This window comes from Streptomyces sp. GbtcB6 (assembly GCF_019091475.1).
GTDB lineage: Bacteria > Actinomycetota > Actinomycetes > Streptomycetales > Streptomycetaceae > Streptomyces > Streptomyces hyaluromycini.
In genome coordinates, this window is sequence record NZ_JAGXJL010000516.1 from 1 (window position 1) to 232 (window position 232).

Consider the following 232-nt stretch of genomic DNA (forward strand, 5'->3'; position numbering starts at 1 on the left):
GGTCGACAAGGCCCAGGTCGACCACCCGAGACCCACCCCCGGCGGCGGCCGCCTCGACTTCGCCCACGCCGACCTGCGGACCTGGGCGCCCGAACGGTCGTACGACCTGATCGTGTCGTACGCGGCGCTCCACTGGGTCCCCGGCCACCTCGACCGCTTCGCCGGCTGGCAGGACGCGCTCGTTCCCGGCGGAAGCTTCGCCTTCTCGGGGCCGAACAGACACGACGCGGCC

Annotated in this window: 1 protein-coding gene; it reads left to right on the forward strand. The window is 73.7% G+C overall.

The window, feature by feature from the left end:
* Positions 1-232: methyltransferase domain-containing protein (locus KVT45_RS55845; RefSeq protein WP_217562804.1), on the forward strand; the 232-nt coding region annotated here is incomplete at both ends.